Source organism: Streptomyces sp. NPDC058955 (genome assembly GCF_042741435.1).
Classification (GTDB): Bacteria; Actinomycetota; Actinomycetes; order Streptomycetales; family Streptomycetaceae; genus Streptomyces.
In genome coordinates this window covers 1-18,881 of the sequence record NZ_JBHYKM010000032.1, presented here as the reverse complement: position 1 = coordinate 18,881, position 18,881 = coordinate 1, and the positions used below count along the sequence as shown (strand labels likewise).

13 protein-coding genes and 1 pseudogene are annotated in these 18,881 nt (G+C 71.7%); 10 read left to right on the top strand and 4 right to left on the bottom strand.

Annotated features, from left to right (window positions below; all coding sequences use genetic code 11):
• Window positions 1-2: 2 nt before the first annotated feature.
• From ACFW1I_RS15240 to ACFW1I_RS15230, 3 genes are read left to right on the top strand one after another with little or no spacing between them, the layout of a single operon-like run.
• The gene (locus ACFW1I_RS15240; RefSeq protein ID WP_384669931.1) at window positions 3-1,250 is read left to right on the top strand and encodes a Pvc16 family protein; all 1,248 of its coding nucleotides are present in this window, start codon (window positions 3-5) and stop codon (window positions 1,248-1,250) included.
• A complete protein-coding gene (locus tag ACFW1I_RS15235; protein WP_384669930.1) occupies window positions 1,247-3,229 on the top strand; it encodes an ATP-binding protein in 1,983 nt (660 codons plus the stop codon). The genes ACFW1I_RS15240 and ACFW1I_RS15235 overlap by 4 nt, the downstream gene beginning before the upstream one ends.
• A complete protein-coding gene (locus tag ACFW1I_RS15230; RefSeq protein WP_384669929.1) occupies window positions 3,226-6,417 on the top strand; it encodes a DUF4157 domain-containing protein in 3,192 nt (1,063 codons plus the stop codon). Before ACFW1I_RS15235 ends, ACFW1I_RS15230 begins: the two co-directional genes overlap by 4 nt.
• A gap of 323 nt (window positions 6,418-6,740) precedes the next feature.
• Here ACFW1I_RS15230 and ACFW1I_RS15225 read toward each other — a convergent pair whose 3' ends face one another.
• Window positions 6,741-7,151: a hypothetical protein gene (locus ACFW1I_RS15225; RefSeq protein WP_384669928.1), complete on the bottom strand. Its 411-nt coding sequence runs from the start codon at window positions 7,149-7,151 to the stop codon at window positions 6,741-6,743.
• A gap of 244 nt (window positions 7,152-7,395) precedes the next feature.
• Here ACFW1I_RS15225 and ACFW1I_RS15220 point away from each other — a divergent pair, with 244 nt between their 5' ends.
• Both ACFW1I_RS15220 and ACFW1I_RS15215 read left to right on the top strand, forming a co-directional pair.
• The gene (locus ACFW1I_RS15220) at window positions 7,396-7,770 is read left to right on the top strand and encodes a hypothetical protein (protein WP_384669927.1); all 375 of its coding nucleotides are present in this window, start codon (window positions 7,396-7,398) and stop codon (window positions 7,768-7,770) included.
• Window positions 7,763-8,419, top strand: a complete 657-nt coding sequence (locus ACFW1I_RS15215; RefSeq protein ID WP_384669926.1) for an SMI1/KNR4 family protein — start codon at window positions 7,763-7,765, stop codon at window positions 8,417-8,419. Before ACFW1I_RS15220 ends, ACFW1I_RS15215 begins: the two co-directional genes overlap by 8 nt.
• 78 nt (window positions 8,420-8,497) lie before the next feature.
• On the opposite strand, the gene ACFW1I_RS15210 is transcribed toward ACFW1I_RS15215, so the two are convergent.
• Window positions 8,498-12,199 carry a DNRLRE domain-containing protein gene (locus ACFW1I_RS15210; protein WP_384669924.1) on the bottom strand — a complete coding sequence of 1,234 codons (3,702 nt, stop codon included), beginning with the start codon at window positions 12,197-12,199 and terminating at the stop codon, window positions 8,498-8,500.
• Window positions 12,200-13,304: 1,105 nt separating this feature from the next.
• On the opposite strand from ACFW1I_RS15210, the pseudogene ACFW1I_RS15205 reads away from it, so the two are divergent.
• Window positions 13,305-13,927 (top strand): annotated as a pseudogene (locus tag ACFW1I_RS15205) (nucleotidyltransferase domain-containing protein).
• 80 nt (window positions 13,928-14,007) lie between these two features.
• Here the strand turns inward: ACFW1I_RS15205 and ACFW1I_RS15200 are convergent.
• A complete protein-coding gene (locus tag ACFW1I_RS15200) occupies window positions 14,008-14,217 on the bottom strand; it encodes an integrase (RefSeq protein ID WP_384669923.1) in 210 nt (69 codons plus the stop codon).
• A gap of 69 nt (window positions 14,218-14,286) precedes the next feature.
• A complete protein-coding gene (locus tag ACFW1I_RS15195) occupies window positions 14,287-14,709 on the bottom strand; it encodes a YjbQ family protein (protein ID WP_384669922.1) in 423 nt (140 codons plus the stop codon).
• A 334-nt stretch (window positions 14,710-15,043) separates the two neighbouring features.
• On the opposite strand from ACFW1I_RS15195, the gene ACFW1I_RS15190 reads away from it, so the two are divergent.
• Genes ACFW1I_RS15190 through ACFW1I_RS15175 form a run of 4 tightly spaced genes read left to right on the top strand, consistent with a single transcriptional unit; the run spans window position 15,044 to window position 18,873 of the window.
• On the top strand, window positions 15,044-15,910 hold the full coding sequence (locus ACFW1I_RS15190; protein WP_384669920.1) for an ABC transporter permease: 867 nt from the start codon (window positions 15,044-15,046) through the stop codon (window positions 15,908-15,910).
• The gene (locus ACFW1I_RS15185; protein WP_384669919.1) at window positions 15,883-16,647 is read left to right on the top strand and encodes an ABC transporter ATP-binding protein; all 765 of its coding nucleotides are present in this window, start codon (window positions 15,883-15,885) and stop codon (window positions 16,645-16,647) included. Before ACFW1I_RS15190 ends, ACFW1I_RS15185 begins: the two co-directional genes overlap by 28 nt.
• A 9-nt stretch (window positions 16,648-16,656) precedes the next feature.
• A complete protein-coding gene (locus tag ACFW1I_RS15180; RefSeq protein WP_384669918.1) occupies window positions 16,657-17,694 on the top strand; it encodes an ABC transporter substrate-binding protein in 1,038 nt (345 codons plus the stop codon).
• 3 nt (window positions 17,695-17,697) lie between these two features.
• On the top strand, window positions 17,698-18,873 hold the full coding sequence (locus tag ACFW1I_RS15175; protein ID WP_384669917.1) for an LLM class flavin-dependent oxidoreductase: 1,176 nt from the start codon (window positions 17,698-17,700) through the stop codon (window positions 18,871-18,873).
• The last annotated feature ends 8 nt before the right edge of the window (window positions 18,874-18,881 follow it).

Below are 18,881 nucleotides of genomic sequence, written 5' to 3'. Positions count from 1 at the left end.
CGATGAGCAACGCCCTCGCCGTGCCCGCCGTCACCGCCGCCCTCGCCACCCATGTGCAGGCGGCCGTGAACCGGCTCGGCATCAACCCCGGCCCGGTGGTCGCCCCCGGATCCCTCGACGACACGGGAGACACCGCCCGCGTCGGCGTGCACCTGTACCGGGTCACGCGCAATCCGACCGTCTCCCTGGCGGACCTGCCCACCCGTTCGTCCGCCGGTCATCTGCGGCAGAAACCGCGGGCCGCGCTCGACCTGCACTATCTGTTCACGTTCCGCGGCACCAACGAGTGGGAGACCCAGCTGCTCCTGGCCGGGACGGCCGCCGCGCTGCACACCGCGCCCGTGGTGACCGACACCCTGCTCGCCGAGGCCGCGGCGGCCCACCCCGAGATCGCCGACAACGACCTGGCGCAGGCCGACGAACCGGTCCGCTTCACACCCGAAGCGCTGTCGACGGACGAGCTGACCCGGTTGTGGGCGCTCTACCCGCCCGCCTCCTTCGCGGTGACGCTGGCCGTCGTCGCCGGCCCGGTGCTCGTGGACGGCCACGGCGATCCCGGGGCGGTCCTCCCGGTCCGCAGGATCCTGGCGGGCGCCACACCCTTCACCCCGCCCCGGCTGGACGGCGCCGCGGGGCCCGAGGGCAGGGGGGCTCCCGTACGGGCCGCCGCCACCATGCCCGATCTCCACCTGCACGGCCACGCCCTCTCCGCCCGCGAGGGCGAGACGAGCGAGGTGCTGATCGACGGGGTCCTCGTCCCCGGTGTCACGGCCGTGGACGACACGCACCTCGTGGTGGCGTCGCCGGCACTCGCGCCCGGCCCGCGGCGGATCACCGTCCGCAGGAGCGGGCCGCCGCCCGATCCCGCGCTGTCGACGACGCGCCCGACACAGGTCAGCGCGCCGGTGGTGGTGATGGTGGTCCCGACGCTCGGCGCGGTCACCGTGACCACCGCCACCGGCACGCAGCCGGGGCTGCGCACGGGCACCGTCTCGGCCGCCGTGACCCCTGCGGTGGGGCACGGCAACCGGGTGCGGCTGCTGCTGGACGCCACCGCGCCCGGGTCGGAGGTGTCGCTCGCCCTGCCGGCCGGCCTGCCGGCCGGCGCTCCCCCCGCCGCCCAGGTGGACTTCGCGGTGACCGACGCCCCCGCGGGCCCGTATCGGGTCACCCTGGAGGTCGACGGCGCGCGCAGTCTCCCGGCCCTGGACTCCCACGGCCTGTACGTCCTTCCGGTGGTGACGCTGTGACCTCTTCCGACACCCGGCCCCGAATCGACGCGGGCGACCGCGACCGGATCTGGGCCCGCGACAACCAGCGGCACCTCGCCCTGGTGGCCGCCGCCGCGGCGGCCCGTCTCGACGCCCGCCCGGACGAGGCGGACGAACCCGCCCGCGCCGCCGAGCTGCTGGCCGCCGAGGTCCGGGAGGCGACGGGCCTGCCCACGGCCCTCGACCGGCTCTGCGGGCTGTTCGCCCTCACCGCGTTCGAGCGGGACGTACTGGTCGCGGTCGCCGCACCCGAGCTGGGCCTGCCGACCGCGACCGGCCCCGTCACCTTCGCACGCGCCCTGGTCGAGCTGCCGGACGCGCACTGGAGCGCCCTGCTGCCCGACGCTCCGCTGCGCGGCTGGCGGCTGCTCGACCTGCCGGCCCAGCTGCCGCCGACCGAATTCGGCGGCCTCTCCCAGCTCCCCCTCGCCGTCGACGAGCGCATCCTGCACGCGCTGCTCGGAGCCGACACCACGGACGACCGGCTCGCCGGACGCGCCCGCCTCGTCGCTCCGCAGTGCGGGCTGGCTCCCGGACAGGACTCGGTCGTGGCGTCCCTGGCCGCACTGGTCCGTCCCGGACCCGGCGCCGATGCCTGTCTGCTGGCGGGCGAGGACCGGCTCACCCGGCGCCAGGCCGTCGTCGACGCCGGCGAGCGCATCGGGCTCACCGTCCTCGCCGTGGACGGCCGGGATCTGCCCGACACCGCACCCGACATGGACACGCTCGCGCGCCTGCTCGCCCGGGAGGCGGGCCTCGGACTGCGGATGCTGCTCGTCGAGGGAACCCCCGAGACCCTGCCGCGCTGCGTCCGGCTGCTCACCGCCGGCACGCCGCTCGGCGTACCCGCCGTGCTGTCCGTCGACGAGGCCCCGGCGGGTGGCGACCTCGCCGTGCTGCGGCTGCCGGCCGTGACGGCGGAGGAACGCCGGGAGCTGTTCGCCGCGGCCCTGCGGGAGGCGGGCCTGGCCGGGGACGCGGACGAACTCGCCGACCGGCACCCCCTCACCCCGGCCGGTGTCGCACTGGCCGTGGAGCGGTCCGCCCGGCTCGCCGCCGTCCCCGGGCACCCGGCCGCGGACCCCGGGACCCGCCGCGCCACGGCCGCCGACATCTCCGCCGTCTGCCGGTCCATCGCGGAGCGGCCCCTGCACGGCCTGGCGACGGTACGCAGGCCGGTGGCCGGCCTGGACGACCTGGTCCTGCCCGATCAGGCGACGCGTTCCCTGCGCGCGCTGCTGGCGCACGTGAGGCGACGCCGACGGGTGCACGGCGAGTGGGGATACGCCGAACGCAGCCGCGGGCTCGCCGTCACCGCCCTGTTCGCCGGCCCCAGCGGCACCGGCAAGACCACGGCCGCCGAGGCCGTCGCCCACGAGCTGGGCTTCGACGTGATCGCCGCGGACCTCAGCCAGGTGGTCAGCAAGTACATCGGCGAGACGGAGAAGCATCTCGCCCGGCTGTTCGACGCCGCCGAGACCGGCTCGGTGCTGCTCTTCGACGAGGGTGACGCGCTCTTCGCCAAGCGCACCCAGGTGCGGGACAGCCGGGACCGCTACGCCAACCTCGAGGTGTCGTACCTGCTGCAGCGTCTGGAGACGTTCCGCGGCGTCGCGATCCTGACCACGAACGCCCGCGAGGCCATCGACCCCGCGTTCGTCCGCCGGATGCGGTTCGTCGTGACCTTCCCGTTCCCGGACGCCGAGCAGCGGGCCCTGCTGTGGGCCGGCGCCTTCCCGCCCGGCGTGCCCACGGAAGGTCTCGATCCGCGGAGACTGGCCCAACTGGCGGTCAGCGGCGGCACCGTCGCCCAGCTCGCGATGCACGCCGCGTTCCTCGCCGCCGACGAGGGAGCGCCGGTCGGAATGCGGCACGTCCTCGACGCCGCGAGAATCGAGTGCGACAAGCTCGAACGCCCGCTGGCCGCCCACGAGATCCGCGGCTGGGTGCCGTCATGACCGACGCCGTCCACAGCACCGCCGCCTCGGGTCTCCAGGGCCGGGGCGCGCCCCTCGAACCGGGGGTCCGCGACCAGCTCTCCACGAGCTACGGGCACGACTTCTCGCCGGTGCGCGTCCACGTGGGTCCGGAGGCGGACCGCGCGGCCGGTGAACTCGGCGCCCTGGCCTACACCGTGGGCCACGACGTCGTCTTCTCGCACGGCGCGTACGACCCGCTGTCCCGCCGCGGCCGGGCCCTCATCGCGCACGAGCTGGCCCATGTCGCCCAGCACGGCGGCCGCCCCGCCGCACCGGGCTTCCTGCGGACGCACCCGTCGGTGGCCCCGCCGGACGCCGACGCGCGCCTGGAACGGCAGGCGCACACCGCGGCGGCGTTCCACGCGCGCGGCGAGCCTCTGCCCGCCGGATGGCGGTGGGAGCGGGCCGCCGGTCCCTTCCTGGGCCGCGCCGACATGAGCTGGACGAAACTGGAGGCCCAGGACCAGTACACCGTCGACTACGCGGACGAGAAGCGCACCGTCCAGGAGGAGCAGCGCTCCCCCGGTGACCCGGCCGGCATGGTCCGCGTCAATCTGGGCACGTTCGTCGTCCCGGAGAACAAGGGCCCCTGGAAGGAGACGTACGACGCCATCGCCAAGGCCGGAGGCTTGCAAGCGGTCGTCAAGATGTCCGGCAACCGCCCGAGTTCCGGGCTCTGGGAGAAGCGGGCGCCCTCGAAGGAGCTGCGCAACCTGTGGCTGCTGCGGATGCAGTGGCCCCGCGACCAGGCGGCGGCCTGGTGGAAGGAGGCCGGCGGGACCGTGTCCGCGACGGCCGCGGACTTCAACCCGTACGTGGACTCCGTGCAGTCCCAGATCGACCACGTCGTGGAGCTCCAGCTCGGCGGGACCAACGTGCCCGAGAACCTCGCCCCGCACGACGGGCCCGACAACGAGGACAGCGGCCGCACCATCGCCCGGCACGTGCAGCAGGCCGCCGCCTCCGTCTCGGACGCGCTCGGCGCCAAGGGCCGCAAGCGGCCCGATCACGTGGTCCTGTGGTTCGGCGGCGCCACACAGCCCGAGAAGTACGGCAAGCCGGTGAGGCCGCTCGAACCGCCCTTCGCGTCGCGCAAGGCCGGGTCGGCGCTCCAGGTGCACTTCACGGCGGAGGCCGACCTGAGAGCGGGGAGGCGGCCCACGGCCGAGGACCTGAAGAAGGCCGCCGACGCCTGGGCCGCGTACAAGCCCTACCCGCTGGTCAGCGGCCCGAGCCGGCAGACCATCCGGGTACCGGACAAACCGGCGGGCGACGGCAGCGACGACATCGAGACCAGCCCCGTGCCGGAGAACCGGGCCGCCCGGGAACTGATCGCCGGCGTCATGCTGGAGAAGCTGACGCGCCCCTCGGCCGGCAAGGGCCCGCACACGGTCACCGCCTGGATCGACCACGAGAAGCACGAGGTACGTGCCGGCAGCCGCCTGCCCATCAGCGTCCCGGACCCCAAGGACAAGCAGCTCACCCTGGACGTGCAGGAGCCGTTCACCAAGGGCGCCCTGTCACTGCACGGCGGCGATCACAAGATCCGCTTCCTGTACCCCTACCTGTCCACCGGCAGGCTCACGCTCTCCTCGACCGAGCAGGGGCTAGAAGGGCACGGGACCCTCACGCCCAGCGTGCCGCTGCTGTCCCGGGTGCCCATCACCGTCGACTGGGACCGCAACGGTTTCCGCGGCTCGGCGCAGGCGCCCGCCGACAAGCTGTCGCTGCCTCCGTTCAAGGTCACCGAGGCCGCGCTCGCGCTGAGCATCGCCCCCCGGCTCCAGCTCGGCGGTCACGTCGCCTTCGTCCTCGGCTCCCTCGTCACCGGACGCCTGGAAGCGGGGGTGGACGCCCAAGGGCTGTTCGCCAAGGGGAAGCTGGTCGGGCGGGTCCCCGGTCTCGACGAGGCGACCGGCGACGTGGAGTACCGCCCCGCGACCGGGCTCACCGGATTCTTCGTCGCCCGCGCCTCCCGTCCCTCCGGGCTGGTGCGCGGCGGCGAGGTGCGCCTGGACGTCGCCGGCGGCGCGTGGCGGGTCGGCGGGACGGTCGACCTCGTGCTGCCCGGCGACAGTCCGGCGCAGCTGACCGTCCGCAGGGCGGGCGACCGGCTCCTCTACGGCGGCAAGGCCCTCCTGAGGGTTCCCGGCCTGCGCCCGGTGAACGTCGACGTGACCTACGACGGCGAACGCGTCTCGGGCAGCGCCCGGACGACGTTCGGTCTGCTCGGCGCCGAGGGGGAGATCGCGCTGCGCTACCGGGACGGCGTCTTCAGCGGCGACGGATCCGTCGAGCTGAAACGGGGCCGGTTCGCCGGACGCCTGGAGGCACACCTCGACGACGACGGCCGGATCAGCGGCCGCGGCACCGGCAGTCTGACGATCCGCCCCGGTCTGGTCGGCACCGTCGGCGTCGAGTACGGCCGGGACCGGAAACTCCGCGTCTCGGGTGAGCTGCGCTTCCCGCCGTACCGCTTCCTCGAGCCGCGGGGCGCGCGCCACGAGTTGTTCCGGCACAGCCTGCCCGACATCCCGATCTTCGCCATCCCCCTGGGCATCGGGGCGGTCGGCCTGGTCGCGCGGATCGGCGGCGGTCTGGCCGTGTTCTACCGCTTCGGCCCGGGCGAGATCCGCGACATGGTCATCCGTGGCGCCTTCAACCCCCTCGAAGAGGAGATGAACGCCGAACTCGCCGCGGAGGCACGGCTCGTGCTGCCCACGGAAGCCGGGCTCGAACTCTTCGTACGCGCCGGCATCGGTGCGTCCGTGGCCATCGCGAGCGCCACCGGCGGCATCACCCTCACCGGTGGCGTCCTGCTGCGCGGGGGCCTCGACGCCGGCGCCAAGCTCACCTACGCGAAGGGGGTCCTGACCTTCGACACACTGGCCCGCATCAGCGTGCAGCCCGTCCTCACGCTGCGGATCGAGGCGGACATCCTCATCGAGGCGGCCGTCGGAGGTACGTGGCGCTTCCCGTACCAACTGGCGTCCTACTCGTATCCCACGGGCCTCGAATTCGGCCTGATCGCCCCGTTCCACTACCAGTCGGACCAGCCACTGCGCCTGCCCGAGGCACGCGACATCCAGTGGATCGTCCCCCAGATCGACGTGGGCGCCCTGGCGAACCGCGTGGCGGGCCAGGTCCGCACCGGGCTGGGCTTCTAGTCGCGCGCGGCCCGCCGTCCTGAGCGGTTGTCCTTGTTGGTGTCCGCCAACCTCCGCAAGGACAACCCCAGCCCATCCGGATGGCAACGCACGCCGGTCCAGCCGTGGCCGTCACCTCGCGGGGTGACCACCACGGCTGAAGCATCCGCTCGGCATGCGCTGGCGGGCCGTTCCCAGCCCATCACGCCGGCGTCGCGGCTTCTTTGCCGACCCGCATCACGAGTCGTAGCGTTCGGTCACCACCATCGCCGTCCCTGCGAGTACCGCTCCCGCGGACGCCTCAGCCCACTCGGCGAGCAGCAGCGGCTTCTCGTCCACGGACTTCAGCAAGTGAGCGACCTCCTCGGCGGTCGGCGCGACCGGGCCTCGTCGTCGCCCGGTTCCGGCGCTTCGATCGTCAGGGAGAGGCCGTCGGAGTCGTACGGCTCCACGAAGAGGCGACAGCTGGGGTCGCCGAGTGAAGCCCACACGTCGCCGGCCTGGGAGTGCGCGGTGACCAGCACCCGGAGGGCGGCGACCGCCTTCTCCCGCTCCTCCGAGGTGAATCCCGACTCACGTCGGTCGAGCTGCTCGCGCGTCCTGTCGCTCAGCGTGTCCAGTCCGTCGTCATACTTCACGAAGCGGTGCCCGAACTCCCAGCAGCGCTCGGCCTCCGGATAGCGGTCGCTGCCGATCCTACGGCGGCCGAAGCCGTCAACAACAGCCCGAGGACCAGCTCGACCAGTCCGGGACACCGAATCCAACGCCGACCGCCCCGGCCCCGCACGCCAGCGGGACGCATGTGGATCTCTCCGCGCGCGATATGGAGCGCATGAGATGCGAGGGGTCCGCCGATCGCCACTGCGCAGCCCCCGGTCCGGAACAATGGTCCGAGGACGAGACCCCGGCAGGAAGCAGAGCACCCACCATGCCCATCCTTCAACGGCATGAGGCCCGATTACGTCACCAGCCGCCCGATGAGGCACGAAAGGAGCCCCGATGACGGACGACAAGCCCAAGTCCAAGCCGGTCACGTCCCCTTCGCGCACGACGTGGGTCTTCCTGGTCGCCGCAGGAGCCCTCGCCGCGCTCGGCTACACCGCGACCGAGGCCCTGAACGCCGGCATGAAGTCCGAGAGCACCGGAACCGGCGTGGTCTCCCCGGCCCCCTCATCGAACCTCCCGACGCAGGACTGCGGCAGTTCGGGAGCGGACTTCACGGCATGCAGCGTGGACCGCATGACGTGCGAGGAGCAGGCCACCCATATCCGCACCCGATCGCAGCCGCCCCCGAATCGGCCTCGCCTGAACGTGGTCCTCTGCGCCGATGACGCTGCGAACGACGAGACCGACACTGGAGACGACGATGAGTGAGCGTGCCCGGGTCGAAGCCGCGTGGAACCGTGTCGAGGCATGGCTGAGCCGGCATGCACCCCGGTCGTACGAGCTGCTGCGACCGGCTGCCACGCCGGGCCGGATCGAGGAGGCGGAGCGGGCCCTCGGGGTGCGCTTCCCGCCCGAGCTCCGCGCGCTCTACCTCCGGCATGACGGGGTGCGTGGCGCCGACCTGGACGAGTTCGGAGAACAGCCGCTCCTTCCCTCGGGTGAGGACGACCCCTGGCACAGGCAGGCGAACGCGGTCGATTTCATGCCGAACGGCCAGGCATGGCTGCCACTCGACCACGTGGTCAGCGCCCACGCCTCGCCGCTGTCGGAGTACGCGGGCGACGAGTCGGCCCGGTACGTTCCGGTCACCGCCTCTGCCCTACACACGATGATGTACGGGACGTACCTCGATCTGGGGACGGGAATGCTCGGCACGTGGGCGGACGCCTCCGGGCTCGAGCCGCTCGGCGTCGGCCTGGCCGAGTGGCTGGAGGACGGGGCCGACGCGCTCGTCGAGGCCCGCCCCACCCGGACCCTGGGCATGCTGCCCTACCTGTCGCCCACCGGTGACGGGCTGGGCTGGTTCGATCCTGATCCCCTGTACGAGCAGGACGGCTGGCGTCCGCTCGACTCCTGACCAGGACCCCGTTCACGAAGCAGCCCCCGAACCAGGGTCACGGTTTCGGGGGCTGCCTTCACGCGGGGCGTCCCGGGGTTACGGGGTCTGAGCGCACTTGATCACATCGGCGAGCGGGTCGCAGTTGTCGAACCCAGCGATGTCCACCCAGTACGTGTCCTTGTCGAGCAGGCGGAACGTGGACGCGAACGACCCGAAGCGGGACATCGACTGCGAGTTGACGTTGACCGACATCGACGACCGGCCACAGGTCTCCTGCCAGGTCGGCGCGGCGAATCGCTCGTCGTCGTACAGCCGGTACGTGCCGTCGGGCAGCTTGGTCTCGTAGGTCTGCACGCACTCGCGTCCCTGCAGTGCGTCCGACACCGGCTTCGGGTTCAGCCCGCCCTCCGTCGTGGGCATGCCCGCCGACTCGTAGGTGGCGTTGAACGAGTACTCGTCACACGACCGGATGTCCTTGTTACTGCTGGACAACGACGGGTGCAGCGCCGTGGCCGGGTGGTACACCATCTTGTTGGCTGCAGCACCGGAGCAGACCCGATAGCGGTTCGCGGTCTCGCTGCGCCCCTTCTGGTCCGCGCCGGCGGCGTTGCGGAACTTGGTCCGGTCCGTCGGGGAGCGGCCCGGCAGGTAGTGCAGCGGAGTGACGGGCGTGCGGCCGAAGTACTCCGGTGCCAGCTTGCTCTGGATCAGCCAGGCGTGCGCCGCAGCCGCGGGGAACTTCTTCGAGTTCATCGAGTAGCCGGGGCTGTAGGCGGCTATCACACATCCCCCGGTGCCGTACACCTTGTCGCAGCGGGCGGGGATCGAGCCTGGAGAGGTGCCGTGGTTGTCGGTGACGACCATGTTCGGGGTGTCCGTGCTGAAGATGCCCTGGATGATGTTGGGAATGGCCCGGGACAGGTCCTTGTCCTGGAGTCCTGCGGCGTTGGTGACGCTGCCGTCCCAGGTGGTCTCCGCATTGCCCTGTGCGAGATGGGTGTCCGCGCCCGAAGACCACGTCGGCGACCGATCGGTCTCCCACACGAAGCTGCTGTCGGTCTCCGCGCAACCGCCCTGGACGCAGGAGGCGAAGAGGGAGAACGACAGCGCCTTCGGGGACGAGGGCCACTGGTCCGTGATCGGGGACAGAAGCGGCGTCATTTGCACCCAGTGCTTGATCGCGTTGCCCTTGGGGTCGAGCTTGAACTGCCACATCAGTTCGTACAGCTGGTCGTAGTCCTTCGTGCCGTTCTTGCCTTCGACGGTCCAGCTGAACAGCAGACAGGCCTCGGTACGGCGTATGAACGACTTCTGTCCGACGAGAGTCGTGTCGCACCACGAGCTGTCGAGGAGGGGCCCGGTGTAGCCGGCTGCCGTGGCCGACGCCGACGCCTGGCGCTGCTGGGTGCGTCGCAGCTCGGTGGTGATCGCCTTCGCCGCGGCGGGGGTGCGCTGCTTGAGCGGGGTCATGGTGATCGTCGCGTCCCCGGCCCGCATGGTCTTCCTGCTCATGGGGAGCAGCGGGGGAACGTTCTGGGTGACCGTGCCGGAACTGGTCTGGGTCTCCCACCCGTTCCAGCCGAACGCAGGGTAGGGGTTGTCCCAGTCCGCCGGGTCCGGCGCCGCCGGGTTCGGACTGTTGAGAGTGATCTCGACCTTGCGAGCCCGGCCAGCGGGCGCGGGACCGGCGATGAATCCGTACTCGTTGGTCGTGCCGACATTGTCCGCGCGATCGACGGCTCGTGTCTCCACGTGGTGGGCGCCGTTCACGGTAGGCGTGCTGGCGAAGCCGGCCGTGGTCGCACCGTTCGTGGTCGTGGTGTTGACCGTCTGCCAGGTCCCGCGGCCCACGGCTCCCGCCTCCGGGTCCGCGTCCTCGCCGTCGACGCGGTACTGCAGTCGGTTCGCGTCACTCGCCGTGGTCGCCGTCCAGGTGCCCGGGGTGCCCCCGCCGCCTCCGTAGGAGCCCTCGGGGTAAGTGCTGGAGACCACGGGGGAAGGCTCGTCCGGGGCCGTGATGTCGACGACGAACTGGGTCCACGGGGACCAGTTCAGGTTGTAGTGGGTGCCGTCGTAGGCGTTGGTCCGGAACTTGTACGTCCGGCCGTCCTGGAGCTGTCCGGCGGGAACGGTGACGCTCACCGGCTTCCCCTGTTCCCCGTAGGGGGACAGGAGCAGTCCTTCACCCAGCGGCGTGGTGATGGGAGTGTTGGTGGCGGCGTCGTAGACCTGGAAGGTGCCGTTGACCTGGTCGCCGTTCTGGTCGGTGAAGGTGTCCCGCAGGACCGGGGTGTTCGTGTTGACCGCCCACACACCGGCGTACGACTTGAACGGGGCTCCGGCCTGGCGGTTCGTGCCGTCCGAGGGCCGGTAGTTGTAGGTGACCGTCAGCTTCGGCTGGTTGGCCGTGTTGTTCGCGGAGTTGACCCGCTTCCACTCCAGGGGGTCGCTTTCGCTGGAGGCGCGCAGCCCCATGCCGGAGACGTTCCACTGCTGGCCGGCCCAGTACTGGGCGAGGGTGGTGACGTCCGCGGTGATCCACCCATCGGCGGCGTTGCAGCCGGGATTGCCGCGGGTCGCGGTGGAGGTGGCGTACTTCGCGGCCATGGCGGGCTGATTGGTCCAGCGGCTGGAGGTGCTGGCGTTGTTGGCCGTCCACACCTCCCAGGGCTGGGCGGTGCAGTCAGTGTTGCCGGAGTGGAAGTTCCACAGCGACAGGGTCGCCGAGGACACGAGGGCGTCCGCGATGGGGGCCGTGTTCCACGTGATGAAGGACCGGGCGGTGCGGTAGGTGCCGTCCGGGTTCTTCGTGCCCGGGTTACCGAGGTCCAGCTCGGTGTCGGCCGACCAGTCGACGGTCTCGCCCTGCTGCACGTAGGTGTCGAACAGGTTCCCGAGGGCCGAGGTCGACGGGTCGACCGTCACCGGGTACGCCGTCCCCGGATCCGCGAGGAACTCCGCGTCGGGAGTGACGACCAGATCCACGACGCCGTGTCCCTTATCGACGACCTTCATCGCCACCCGGGCCCGGTTCTCGTGCTTGCCGGACCGCTCGTCCACGGAGGCGTCCCACATCACGGGGGCCGGCATGGTCGCCCGCACCTCGCCGGTCTCGGCATCGGCGAAGGAGACCGATCCGTCCTTGTTCGCCTTCGCGGTCAGACCCTTGGCCCTGACCGGCAGCGTGTAGGAGTAATCGCTGCCCCTCGGCCGTTCGGCGATCTCGACGAACTGCTCGAACCCGGTACGGGTCGCCTCGACGATCACGTCCGCCCCGGGAACCGCGCCCGCGTACCGGGCCGTGGTGCCGTTCAGGACGGGAGCGGGCAGACCCCCCTTCCACTGCAGGGTGACCGCCTCATCGCCACCCCCCAGCGTGACCAGGTCCCGTGCGGCCGCGTTCCTGGCCGCGGCCAAGGATGACGCCTTCGTTCCGCCCCGGCCGGCCAGGAGCAGTCCCTTCGGGTGGCTCTTGGCCATGACACGCCCGTCGGCGGTGGGAGCGAGGGCGGCATCGACCTTCTGCCACTTTCCGTCATGCCATATGCGCTCGGGGCCAGTGGTCAGCTCGGTGGTCAGCGTCCCGTCGGGGTTCGCAACCGTGTAGGTGGTGGGGGTCGTCTCGTCGGAGACGACGACTTTCTTACCGGTCTTCTTCGCTTCCAGGACCGCCCATGCCTTGGACCCCTTGGCGTGCTGGGCCGCCCAGGCCATGTCGGAGGCGAGGACCTCCTCTTCGGACGGCTGACGGGGCTGGGGCGCCGCCGTCTCCGGCCCGGCCGGCGCCGCAACGGCCACGCTGCCAGCGGCGAACGCGGTCTCGACGATCAGCAGCAGAGCCGCCGCAGCAGCCGTACGAGATATCCGTCTGCGCCGTAAGGACCTGGGGAACTGTGTGTCAGGAGACACGAAGTGAAGCCTTCCTCAAGGGAATTCGGACATGCGTGCGCAGGGCACACAGTCGAAGGACGCTATGCGCGTCAAACGGAAGGCAGAAGTGCACTTTCAGCCGCCGGGCGGAACTCGGCAGTAGCGGCGAAGCCAACGTCGATCCCGCAAGGGCCCGGCGCCTTAAACATCGAGTTGATCACACCTCGATGCAGGACGAAGAGCGCGCGCCACCGGCCCCCAGCCATAGATTCACGACACTTGTGCAGGCGAATCATCCATGTCTGGAGGATGGGCATCAGACCGTCAGGGGCACTCAAATTGCCGCTCAAAGCAACGCTCTTTGGCTGGAACCATCAGCCACGACCTCCATACCGAAGACGACGGTTGACGGCGTCCCTTCCCTGGTCTCGCCGTCCGTCTCGGAGCATTTGCAGGTCCGCCCCCACGTCACCGGTCGATCCTGCTGGTCTGAACGACGCGCATCGCCCTCACCTGTGCCAGGAGGACACACGCGCATCCGAACCACAGGCGACCAGCAATCGCTGCCAGCGATCTCCGGCCCGGCCAAACCGAGGGTTCTGCAGATCCTCTCTCTGCAACTTCGAACCTCGCCCCAGCTCTCCGGAAGGACCCGCATGGCCAACCTCTCCGGCACTTACGGCACCAATGCCAAGTTCTTCGCATCGGCCGACGGCCTGGTCCGGGCCGATGACGGTACCGACCCTCCCCCGGCCGACCGGATTCATGAGCCACCTGACCGAGGTGGGGTACCGGGTCGCGATCGCCCCGGGCCTGGTCGTCAGCTACGTCGGCAAGACCGTTGGCACAAGCACCGGCCACGCGGCCGGTCGCGAGTCACGCGCTCAACGATGGATGCCGGTGTCCCTGATGCTCGTGGGCGTTCATGAGCGCAGGGGGGGTGCAAGCGGGGGGTGACAGGGCCCGGCAGCGAGACCGTCGACCCGCCGACGGACTTCGCCTCCGCCCCTCTGATCACTGGGATCGCGGACGGGTGAGTGATGACGTGTGGGGACGCTGGGTGCCGGATCGTCCCGAGGATGTGGCCACGCTGTTCGCCAAGGCGGACTTCCCATGGTGGATCGCCGGTGGCTACGCGATCGAACTCGCGGTCGGCCGCGAGCTGCGCGCACACGGCGATCTCGACGTCCTCGTCCTCCGGCGCGACCAGGCCCGCGTACGGGACCTCCTGGCCGACTGGGACCTGTACTGGCGGACCCACCCGGCCAGGGGGAGCTTCGACCGTGGCGTCCTGGGGAGGTCCTTCGGCCGCCGCTCCACGACATCTGGTGCCGCCGCACGCCCAGGGCGCCCTGGTCTGTGCAGCTCATGCTGGACGAGGCCGAGGGCACCCAGTGGGTCTCGCGGCGTGACCCGGCGATCCGCCTCCCGATCGACCAGTTCGGACGCACGACCGAGGCGGGCATCCCGTATCTCGCGCCCGAGGTCCAGCTCTTCTACAAGGCGAAGGCGACCCGGGACAAGGACGAGAGCGACTTCGAAGCGGTGCTGCCTCTGCTCGACGCTCCGGCACGCGCCTGGCTGGCGGACACGATCAGGGTGATCGCGCCTGGCCACCACTGGCTCCGCCGGCTCCTGCGGGTCAGTCGAACGTGAGCAGCGGAACGTCGTAGAGGTCGGGGTTCCGGGGCCGGGTCATCGTGGGCGACGTGACCTCCAACCGAGCTTCGGACGGGTCATCGGTCGGTGGCACCGGACACCTCCCAGTGGTCCGCGCAGTCGATGATGTGCCCGCCGATGGGGGCGGCAGTCGTCAGCACGTCTTCCCGCTGCCGCTCGGGTGAGGTCGTGGCGGCCTTGACCCGCGACAGCCGGCGTACTCCGATCAGGCACTTTCCGCAGCCGTCGTACGGCTGCTCGATCGCGTCCATGGTGGTACCGCGCACCTTGCTCCCCTATCGCCGGAGCGTGAGGAGAACGGGCGGCCGCAGCCAGGACGATCTCGATCGGCTCGATCAGCCCAGGAAGCTCAGCCGCACCTGGCGTTCCGGATTGTCCTTGTTGGTGTCGACCAGGCAGACCGACTGCCAGGTGCCCAGGGAGAGGCGGCCGGCGAGGACGGGGAGGGTGGCGTGGGGTGGGAGGAAGGCGGGGAGGACGTGGTCGCGGCCGTGGCCGGGGGTGCCGTGGCGGTGCTGCCAGCGGTCGTCGGCCGGGAGCAGGTGGTGGAGGGTGGCGAGGAGGTCGCTGTCGCTGCCGGCGCCGGTCTCCAGGACCGCGAGGCCGGCGGTGGCGTGGGGGACGAAGAGGTTGAGCAGGCCGTCGCGGCCCGCGGCCGTCTCCGTCAGGAAGTCCTCGCAGGCGCGGGTGAGGTCGGTGACCGTCTCGCGGGAGCCGGTGGTGAGGCTGAGGACGCGGGTGGTGAAGGAGTGTGACATGGGGTCATCCTGCCGTCCGCGGTGCAGGATCGCCCGTCCACGCTCCGAGACACCGTTGACCGTGTCGGGGGCGGGTCGCTACGTTCGCGCCATGTCGCGTACAGCCCTGCTCACCACGCGCGGTCACATCGACCTGCTGCGGGTGGCCTCCGCCGCCTGTCCCAGCGGCTGCTGACGCCTTCTTCCCGCCGGCCTCCTTCCGCCCGGCCGGTTCGTCTCTGACGTTCACGCCTTGATCCCTGCCGCCGTGCGCGCGTGTGTATTCCGCGTGCGGTGGTGGGGGCTGCGGTGAGGCGTACCCCCCTTTCCTCTCTTCCCCCCTTCCGGAGTCTTCATGGCTGTCGGTCACGCGCCCCCTCCTTCGCCCCTCCTGCCGGACATATCCGCCATTCCGGATGTCGAGTCCCTCACCCCCTCCGCCCAGTCGGGTCGTCGGCCGGTCGTGCCGCGCTGGCTGCGGCGGGCCGTCGGGCCCTTGCTGCTCCTGTTGGTCTGGCAGGTGTCCAGCGCCACCGGGGTGCTCGCGCCCGACGTCCTCGCCTCGCCCGGGACCATCGCGCGGTCCGCCGCCGGGCTCGTCGCGGACGGGACCCTGCCGACCGCGATGGGCGTGTCGCTGCGGCGGGTGGCGGCCGGGCTGGTGATCGGCGGGGCCGTCGGGGTCACGCTCGCCCTGGTGTCCGGGCTGTCCCGGCTCGGCGAGGACCTCGTCGACGCCACCGTGCAGATGCTGCGGACCGTGCCCTGGGTCGGACTGATTCCGCTGCTGATCATCTGGCTGGGCATCGGCGAGGCGCCGAAGGTCGCCCTGATCGCGCTGGGCACCGCCTTCCATCTGTATCTCAACGTGTACGCCGGCATCCGCGGCGTCGACGCCCAACTCGTGGAGGCCGGGCAGTCGTTGGGGCTCGGGCGATGGGGGCTCGTGCGGCACGTCGTGCTGCCCGGCGCGCTGCCGGGGGCGATGACCGGGCTGCGGTACGCGCTCGCCACCGCCTGGCTGGCGCTCGTCTTCGGGGAGTCCATCAACGCCGATGCCGGGATCGGCTTCCTGATGAACCAGGCGCGCGAGTTCTTCCGCACCGACGTGATCGTCGTCTGCCTCGTCGTCTACGCCTTCCTCGGCCTGCTCGCCGACGCCGTCGTCCGCACTCTCGAAAGGCTGCTGCTGCAATGGCGACCGACCTTCACCGGACAGTGACCGTCCGGGGTCTGACCCGTTCCTTCGACGGCCGGGCGGTCGTCGACGGGCTCGATCTCACCCTGGAACCGGGGCAGTTCACCGCGCTGCTCGGACACAGCGGCTGCGGGAAGTCCACCCTGCTGCGGGTGCTCGCCGGGCTGGACCGGGAGATCTCCGGCACCGTGCTCGTGCCGCGCCGCCGGGCGGTCGCCTTCCAGGCTCCCCGGCTGATGCCGTGGAAGCGGGTGTGGCGCAATGTGCTCCTCGGGCTGCCGGGCCGTCCGGACCGGGCCGTCGCCGACCGGGCCCTGGAGGAGGTCGGGCTCGCCCACCGGGCCGATGTGTGGCCCAAGACCCTCTCCGGCGGCGAGGCCCAACGGGCCTCCCTGGCCAGGGCGTTGGTACGGGATCCGGACCTGCTGCTGCTCGACGAGCCGTTCGGCGCGCTCGACGCGCTGACCCGGATCAAGGCCCAGCGGCTCGTCGCCGAGCTGTGGCGGCGGCGCGGCTGCACCGTCCTCCTGGTCACCCACGACGTGGACGAGGCGCTGCTCCTCGCGGACCGGGCGCTGGTGATGCGCGACGGCGTCATCGCGTACGACACCCCGGTCGGCCTCGACCGCCCCCGCTCCCCCGGCGACCCCGCCTTCGCCGCCCTCCGCGGCCGTCTCCTCGCCGAACTCGGCGTCGAGGAGATCGAGTCCGTCGGCAAGTCGGACCCGCACACCGTCCGCGTACCCGCCACCCACCCTTAGGAGCCATCCGTGAAGTCCCTCCGCCACACCCTCGCCGCCGCGCTGCTGCTGCCGCTCGCGCTGCTCGCCGCGACCGCCTGCACCCCCGCCTCGGGCGCCGACGCCGGCGGGAACACCGACGGCAAGGGCGATCTCGTCCTGAACGTCGGCGACCAGAAGGGCGGCTCCGAGGCCGTCCTGCGCGCCGCCGGGGAGCTCGACGACCTGCCCTACCGGGTCAAGTGGTCCACCTTCACCTCCGGTCCACCACTCCTCGAAGCCATCAACGCGGGCGCCGTCGACGTCGGCGGCGTCGGCAACACCCCGCCGGTCTTCGCCGCCGGGGCCGGCTCGAAGATCACCGTGATCGCCGCGACCCACGGCGACTCGGCGGGCGAGGCGATCCTCGTCCCGAAGGACTCGCCGCTCCGCTCCGCCCGCGACCTCAAGGGGCGGAAGGTCGCGGTGGCGCAGGGCAGTTCGGCGCACTTCCAGCTGATCGCCTCGCTGGAGAAGGCCGGACTGACGCTGAAGGACGTCCAGGTCACACTGCTGCAGCCGGCCGACGCGCTCGCCGCCTTCACCAGCGGGAAGGTCGACGCCTGGGCGGTCTGGGACCCGTACACCTCCCAGGTGCTGCAGAGCGGCACCGGGCGGGTCCTCACCGACGGGCGCGGGGTCGTCAACGGCCTCGGCTTCCAGGTCGCCGCGCCCGCCGCGCTCGCGGACCCGGAGAAGGCGAAGGCCGTCGGCGACTTCGTCGAGCGGCTGCGGCGCGCCCAGGACTGGGTGTTCGGCCACCCGGAGGAGTGGGCGAAGGTCTGGGCGAAGGAGACGGGCCTGCCGTACGAGGTGGCGCTCGCCGCCGTGAAGCGCAGCAACGGCACCCGCATCCCCGTCGCCCTCGACGCGGCGGCGATCGCCTCCGAGCAGAAGATCGCCGACACCTTCGCCGGGCTCGGCCTCGTCCCGAACCGGTTCCGCTTCGCCGACTTCGTGGACGACCGCTTCGACAAGGACCTGCCGCCGTCGACCACCCCGGCGCGCTCCTACGGAAAGGACGACTGACCGATGACTGTCCACCTGCACTGGTTCCTGCCCACCGGCGGCGACGGGCGCACCCTCGTCGACCAGCACGCCTACACCGACGGCGGGATCACCCGGAACCGCGCGGGCGCGGTCGCCGGGGTCCGCGCGCCCGACATCGAGTACCTGGCGCAGATCGCCAAGGCGGCCGAGCGGCTCGGCTTCGAGGCCGTGCTGACGCCGACCGGCACCTGGTGCGAGGACGCCTGGCTGACGACGGTCGCGCTCGCGCAGCACACCGAGCGGCTGAAGTTCCTGGTGGCGTTCCGGCCGGGCGTGCTCTCCCCGGTGCTCGCCGCCCAGATGGCCGCGACCTACCAGCGGATCACCCGCGGGCGGCTGCTGCTCAACGTGGTGACCGGCGGCGACTCCGTCGAGCAGCGGCGGTTCGGCGACCACCTGGACCACGACCAGCGGTACGCGCGCACCGCCGAGTTCCTGTCGGTCGTGCGGGGCGTGTGGAGCGGTCGGCCGTACGACTTCCAGGGCGAGCACTACCAGGTGGAGGGCGGGCTCACCGCGCTGCCGCCGGACCCGCTGCCGGAAGTCTTCTTCGGCGGCTCGTCCGCGGCGGCCGGACCGGTCGCCGCCGAGCACGCGGACGTCTATCTGACCTGGGGCGAGCCGCCGTGGCAGGTGAAGGAGAAGATCGACTGGATCCGCGGGCTCGCCGAGGAGCGGGGCCGGACCGTGCGCTTCGGCATCCGGCTGCACACGATCTCCCGCGACACCTCCCGCGAGGCGTGGGCGACGGCCGAGCGGCTGCTCGCCGACCTGGACGCCGAGACGGTCGCGGCGGCGCAGGCGCTGCTCGGCCGCAGCGAGTCGGTGGGCCAGCAGCGGATGCTGGCCCTGCACGGGGGCGGGTCGCTGGACCGGGACCGGCTGGAGATCGCGCCCAACCTGTGGGCGGGCGTGGGGCTGGTACGGGGCGGGGCCGGCACGGCGCTCGTCGGCAGCCACGCGGACGTCGCCGACCGCATCGAGGAGTACCACGACCTGGGCGTGGAGCACTTCGTGCTCTCCGGCTACCCGCATCTGGAGGAGGCGTACTGGTTCGGCGAGGGCGTCACGCCGCTGCTCGCCGCGCGCGGTCTGCTGAGCACGCTGCCCGCGTCGCCGCTGCTCGCGGGCGCGGCGGGGTTCGGGGGCGGGCGCTAGCCGGTGGA